Below are 5295 nucleotides of genomic sequence, written 5' to 3' on the forward strand. Positions count from 1 at the left end.
GCGCACATCCGCCGCGTGAACTCATTGCAGGTGTACGTCCGTCAGGACCATGCGGAGCGGGACAACCGGGTACTGGGTGAGTTGCTGTTGGCGGCCGCTCCGGCGGGGGCGGAGGGATCGCCGTGGTGAGCTTCGACCACAGGGAGCCCGGAACCCCCGAACGGACGTGGGCCGACAGCAAACAACTGCGTGCGGTGCCGGAGCTGGACCTGGCGGGTGTGGACCGCGCCGTCGTCTTCGCGGCGCACCCGGACGACGAAACGTTGGGCGCCGGCGGCACCGTTCATCGCCTGATTCGGGCGGGCACCTCGGTGCGTGTCATCGTGGCCACGCTGGGGGAGAAATCGCACCCGAACTCGCCCACTCACACGCGGGAATCCCTCTCGCAAGTGCGCCATCGGGAAATGGCGGACGCGGTGGGCGTCATCACCGCGGGTTCCGGCGTGCCCGAGTACCTGGCCCTGCCCGACGGAGGGCTCACCGCGCAGGCGCTCGCGGACCCCGTCTCGGAGGCCGTGGCCTGGGTTGCGCAGGGCCGGCAGCCCCTGGCGGTGGTCACGTGGGTCGAGGACGGTCACCCGGACCACGAGATCCTCGCGGCGCAGGTGCAGCGGGCCGCCGGAGCCGCGGCGGTGCGCTGTGTCCAGTACCCCATTTGGTGGTGGCACTGGGGCGCTCCGCACAAATTGCCGCGTGGGCTGGTGCACGTGCCGCTTTCGGACGAGGACCGGGACGCCAAACGGCAGGCCTTGGAGCACCACGTGTCCCAGGTGCGCCCGTTGTCGGGCCAGCCGGGGGACGAGGTGCTGCTCGGCCCGCACATCCTGGAGCACTTCGAACGGGACCGCGAACACTTCATCCTGTCGGCACCGCACCAGACACCGGTGTTCAACAGGGTGCACAGCGAGTCCGAGGACCCCTGGAACGTGGACAGTTCCCGCTACGAACACCGCAAACGCGACGTGCTCATCGCCAGCCTCCCGCGCGAGCTGTACCCCCGCGCCCTGGACATCGGCTGTTCCACGGGCGCCCTCACGGCGCAGCTGGCAGCCCACGTGGGCATGCTGACGGCGGTGGACGCGAGCGACGTCGCCCTGGGCAAGGCCCGCGCGCGCCTCACCGAGCGGGGACTCAAAAATGTGCACCTGCGCCACGCCGTGCTCCCGGGGCAATGGGACCCCGCCTGGACCGAGCTGGACCTCATTGTGGTGAGCGAGGTGGGCTACTTCTGCTCGGCCGAGCAATGGAACGAGCTGCTGTCCCTGTGCACCAGGGCGCTGTCCCCGGAGGGTCACCTGGTGCTGTGCCACTGGCGCCACCCCATCAAGGATTGGCCCCTGGACGGTGACGACGTGCATCGTGAGGCTCGACGCCGCCGCAACCTCACCAGGTTGGTGGCGCACCGCGAAGCGGATTTCGAGATCGATATCTACGCTCGGACCCAGCGCGGCCGTTCATGAACTCCCGGGTGGCGGTGGTGATTCCCGCGTGCAACGAACAAGATCGGGTGGCCCGGTGCATCGAGTCGGTGAGCGCGGCCGTCAGGGACCTTGTGAGCGCCGAGCCGGGGGCTGCCGTGTCCGTGGTCCTGGCCGCCGACAGCTGCACCGACCGCACGGTACCCGTGGTGCGCGAGACGTGGGCGGCGTCGTGGGGTCCGGACGAGCGTGCGCAGCTGACGGTGTTGGAGGGCCGCTGGGCCAGCGCCGGGGGAGCTAGGCAAGCGGCCGCGAACCGCGCGTTGATCGCGAACCCGGACTGGCTCGCCTCCACGGACGCGGACACCGCCGTGCCCGCCCAGTGGCTCAGCTACCAGGTCGAGCGAGCGCACACCGGTGTGGACGCCGTACTCGGCACCGTGGAACCGGACCCGGCCGAGTGCCCCGAACGCGTGTACCGGCTGTGGCATCTGGAGCACGACCTGGCGGAGGGTCATCCCTATATCCACGCGGCCAACATGGGCGTGCGGGCCGGTGCCTTCGCTGCAGCCGGCGGATTCCCGAACGTGGAATGCAGTGAGGACGAGGCCGTGGTCGGGGCGCTGCGCGCGCTCGGCGCCCGAGTGGAGTCCACGGACCGGATTCGCGCCATCACCTCCGGGCGGTTGCGCGGTCGGGCAGCCCTCGGGTTCGCCTACCATTTGCGCAGCCTGGCGGCCCAGCGAGGAGCGGTTCAGGGCTTCGCCGATCGCTGAAGCCCTTGCGGCAGCGGGCCCGGCACTGCTTAAGGTTGACAGCAGTTAGTTGCAATACCCATCGCAGAAAGAGGTTTTCATGAGTGAGACCAGCATCAGCGCCAACCGGGTCATCGACGCCCCGGCGGAGGACATCTTCGAGGTTCTCTCCCTGCCCGCCAAGCACCCGCAGGTGGACGGATCGGGCACCGTGGTGTCCGGCACCGACCAGCGGATTCAGCAGGTCGGGGACGTGTTCGTGATGAACATGAACTCGGATGTCATGGGCGGTGACTACAAGATGGAAAATCACGTCACCGGTTTCGACCCCAAGAAGTTGATCGCGTGGAAGCCGTGCCAGGAGGGCACTCCCGTGGAGAAGAACGGCTGGGAATGGATGTACGAACTCCAGTCCCAGGGCTCCGATTCCACAGAGGTCACCCTGACCTACTCGTGGGGCGACGCCAACCCGGCGCTGCTCAAGAAGATGAGTTTCCCGGTGTTTTCGGAGTCCGTCCTCGAGGAGTCCCTGGAGAACCTCGCCGCAGCGGTGAGCGACAAGTAAGGGTTCACTCCCGCAGTTATCACCTGACGACGCCGCCCGGTCGCCCGCAGTACGCGGGTCACCGGGCGGCGTCGTCGCGTTCGGGACGGTGCGGGCCGGGTCGACGCGGGCGCGGCGTAGCCTGGTCCAGGACATCACCGACATGAACGTTGTGAAAGGGAGCGCCTGGGCATGCAGTCCGGAGGGACATGGGAAGGCTACGAGCGGGGCAGCTCCGGTTACAAGAAGATCCTGATCGCGCTGTTGTGCGCGGGCATCGCAACCTTCGCGCAGTTGTATTCGGTCCAGGGCGTTCTCCCGATCATGGCGCGCACCTTGGGGATAGACGCCGCTCAGGCCTCGCTGGCCGTGTCGGCCGCAACCCTCGGCCTGACGGTCGCGGTGATCCCGTGGTCATTGGTGTCGGACCGGTTCGGCCGCCGCCGGACCATGGTGACCGCGGTGATTGCCGCCACCATCCTGGGCGTGGCCATGAGTCTCATGCCGTCCTTCGAACTGCTCGTGGGCATGCGTTTCCTGGAGGGAATGGCGTTGGGCGGCATTCCGTCCGTGGCCATGGCCTACCTCGCGGAAGAAGTGAACCCGCTGCACTCGGCCATTGCCGCGGGTAGTTACATTTCCGGCACCACGCTGGGTGGGCTCTCGGGGCGCATCGTGGCGGCGCCCGTGGCCGACTTCTTCGGTTGGCGCGCCGGTACTCTCGTGGTGGCCGTCTATGCGGGCCTCGCCGCGGTCGCGTTCATCCTGCTGGCCCCCAAGCAACAAGGCTTCACACCGCAAGCGGTGCGGGTCGGGGGACCGGAAGGCCCCGTCGAGCGGCTGCGGGTCAACCTCAAGGACCCCGGACTGGTCTCGCTGTACATGCAGGGCTTCCTGCTCATGGGCGGATTCGTGGCGGTCTACAACTTCATCGGATTCCACCTGGGCGACGAACCGTTCAACGTGCCGCAGTCGGTCGTGTCCGTATTGTTCCTGTCCTACCTCTCGGGCACATGGTCCTCCGCTCAGGCGGGGCGGCTCGCGGCCCGGTTCGGCCGCCGCGCAGTGTTGATCATGTCCTCGGTGATCATGCTGGGAGGGCTCCTCGTCATGCTCATCCCGTGGCTGCCGGCCGTGGTCGCGGGACTGCTGCTTTTCACCGCGGGATTTTTCGGGGCGCACTCGGTGGCCAATGGGTGGGTGCCGGCACGGGCCACCGTGGGGCGGGCCCAGGCATCCTCCTTGTACACGCTCTTCTACTACGGCGGTTCATCCGTGTTCGGCTATGTGGCGGGGTTGTTCCTAACAAGTTTCGGTTGGAACGGCGCGGTGGCGTTCATCGGGGCCCTGATTGCGGTGGCAATTGCATTGACCGTGCTCTTCCTGCGCCGGCCGGTCACACCGGGCACGGTGTGGTCCCGCGAGGGCTAGGGTGGAAGGAGACGCAACCCGCACGTGGACCGCCTGAGGAGGCCCCCGCATGACCAGCACGTTGACCGTCCGCCACTTGTTCGGCCCCGGACCGACCAATCCGTACCCGGAAGCCACCGAGGCGCTCGCCCGACCGCTCATCGGGCATTTGGACCCGCAGTTCCTGGCGATCATGGACCGCGCCTGTGAGGGACTGCGTCAGGTGTGGGGCACCGCCAACCGCCGGACATTACCGATCTCGGCCACCGGTTCGGCGGGTATGGAAGCGGCGTTCGTGAACTTCGTGAACCCCGGTGACGCGGTGGTGATCGCCGTCAACGGATTGTTCGGCGAGCGCATGTGTGATGTTGCCGCGCGCTGCGGTGCCGAGGTGGTCCGGGTGGACTTCCCCTTCGGCCAGCCCGTGGATGCGCAGAAAGTGGCGCAGGCGCACCCGAACCCCACGATCATTGCGGCCGTTCACGCGGAAACCTCCACGGGCGTCCGCTCAGACATTGCCGCCCTCGGGGCCATCAAGGGCGACGCCCTGCTTCTCGTGGATGCCGTGACGTCGATCGGCGGTATTGAACTGCTGGCCGACGAATGGGGCATCGACATCGGCTACGCGGGCACACAGAAGTGCCTGGGCGTGGCCCCGGGTCTGGCGCCCTTCACGGTCTCGGATCGCGCATGGGAGCGCCGGGTGGAGAACCCACGCTCGTGGTACCTGGACCTGGGCATGCTGGGCGGTTACGTGGGGGAGACCTCCGGCAGCGCGACCCGCACCTACCACCACACCGCCCCGGTGGCCATGATCGCGTCCCTGGATGCCGGGTTGCAGCGCATTCTCGATGAAGGGCTCGACGCCGTTCGCGACCGCCATTACGCGGCTGGCCATGCGCTGCAGAACGGGCTGGAGGCCATGGGCCTGGAACTCTTCGCCGCGGAGGGCCACCGCCTGCCCGAGCTGACCACCGTCAAGGTCCCGGACGGAGTCGATTCCGCCGCCGTCCGCAAGGAACTGCTCGAGAAGTACAACCTGGAGATCGGACCGGGAGTCAAGGAGTTCGCCAACACCGTGTGGCGCATCGGCCTGATGGGCCCCAACGCCGCCCCGGATTCCGTGGCGCTCATCCTGGGTGCGTTGCAGGACGTGCTGGGGAAGTAG

The 5295-nt window shown here is 67.8% G+C and carries 5 protein-coding genes; all 5 read left to right on the top strand.

Annotated elements, in window-relative coordinates:
• The first annotated feature begins 125 nt into the window (after nucleotides 1-125).
• Nucleotides 126-1460, top strand: a complete 1335-nt coding sequence (locus Q4E95_RS10895) for a PIG-L family deacetylase (protein WP_303383331.1) — start codon at nucleotides 126-128, stop codon at nucleotides 1458-1460.
• Nucleotides 1457-2194, top strand: coding sequence for a glycosyltransferase family 2 protein (locus Q4E95_RS10900; RefSeq protein ID WP_303383332.1), 738 nt, complete (start codon nucleotides 1457-1459; stop codon nucleotides 2192-2194). Before Q4E95_RS10895 ends, Q4E95_RS10900 begins: the two co-directional genes overlap by 4 nt.
• 79 nt (nucleotides 2195-2273) lie before the next feature.
• On the top strand, nucleotides 2274-2738 hold the full coding sequence (locus Q4E95_RS10905) for an SRPBCC family protein (protein WP_303383333.1): 465 nt from the start codon (nucleotides 2274-2276) through the stop codon (nucleotides 2736-2738).
• Nucleotides 2739-2909: 171 nt separating this feature from the next.
• A complete protein-coding gene (locus Q4E95_RS10910; RefSeq protein ID WP_303383334.1) occupies nucleotides 2910-4148 on the top strand; it encodes an MFS transporter in 1239 nt (412 codons plus the stop codon).
• Nucleotides 4149-4197: 49 nt separating this feature from the next.
• Nucleotides 4198-5295, top strand: a complete 1098-nt coding sequence (locus tag Q4E95_RS10915; RefSeq protein ID WP_303383335.1) for an alanine--glyoxylate aminotransferase family protein — start codon at nucleotides 4198-4200, stop codon at nucleotides 5293-5295.

The sequence above is a fragment of the Kocuria sp. genome, assembly GCF_030536815.1.
Classification (GTDB): Bacteria; Actinomycetota; Actinomycetes; order Actinomycetales; family Micrococcaceae; genus Kocuria; species Kocuria gwangalliensis.

Coding starts and splice junctions, on each gene's coding strand:
- Q4E95_RS10900 (WP_303383332.1), top strand. CDS start 1,457: ATGAACTCCCGGGTGGCGGTGGTGATTCCCGCGTGCAACGAACAAGAT.
- Q4E95_RS10905 (WP_303383333.1), top strand. CDS start 2,274: ATGAGTGAGACCAGCATCAGCGCCAACCGGGTCATCGACGCCCCGGCG.
- Q4E95_RS10910 (WP_303383334.1), top strand. CDS start 2,910: ATGCAGTCCGGAGGGACATGGGAAGGCTACGAGCGGGGCAGCTCCGGT.
- Q4E95_RS10915 (WP_303383335.1), top strand. CDS start 4,198: ATGACCAGCACGTTGACCGTCCGCCACTTGTTCGGCCCCGGACCGACC.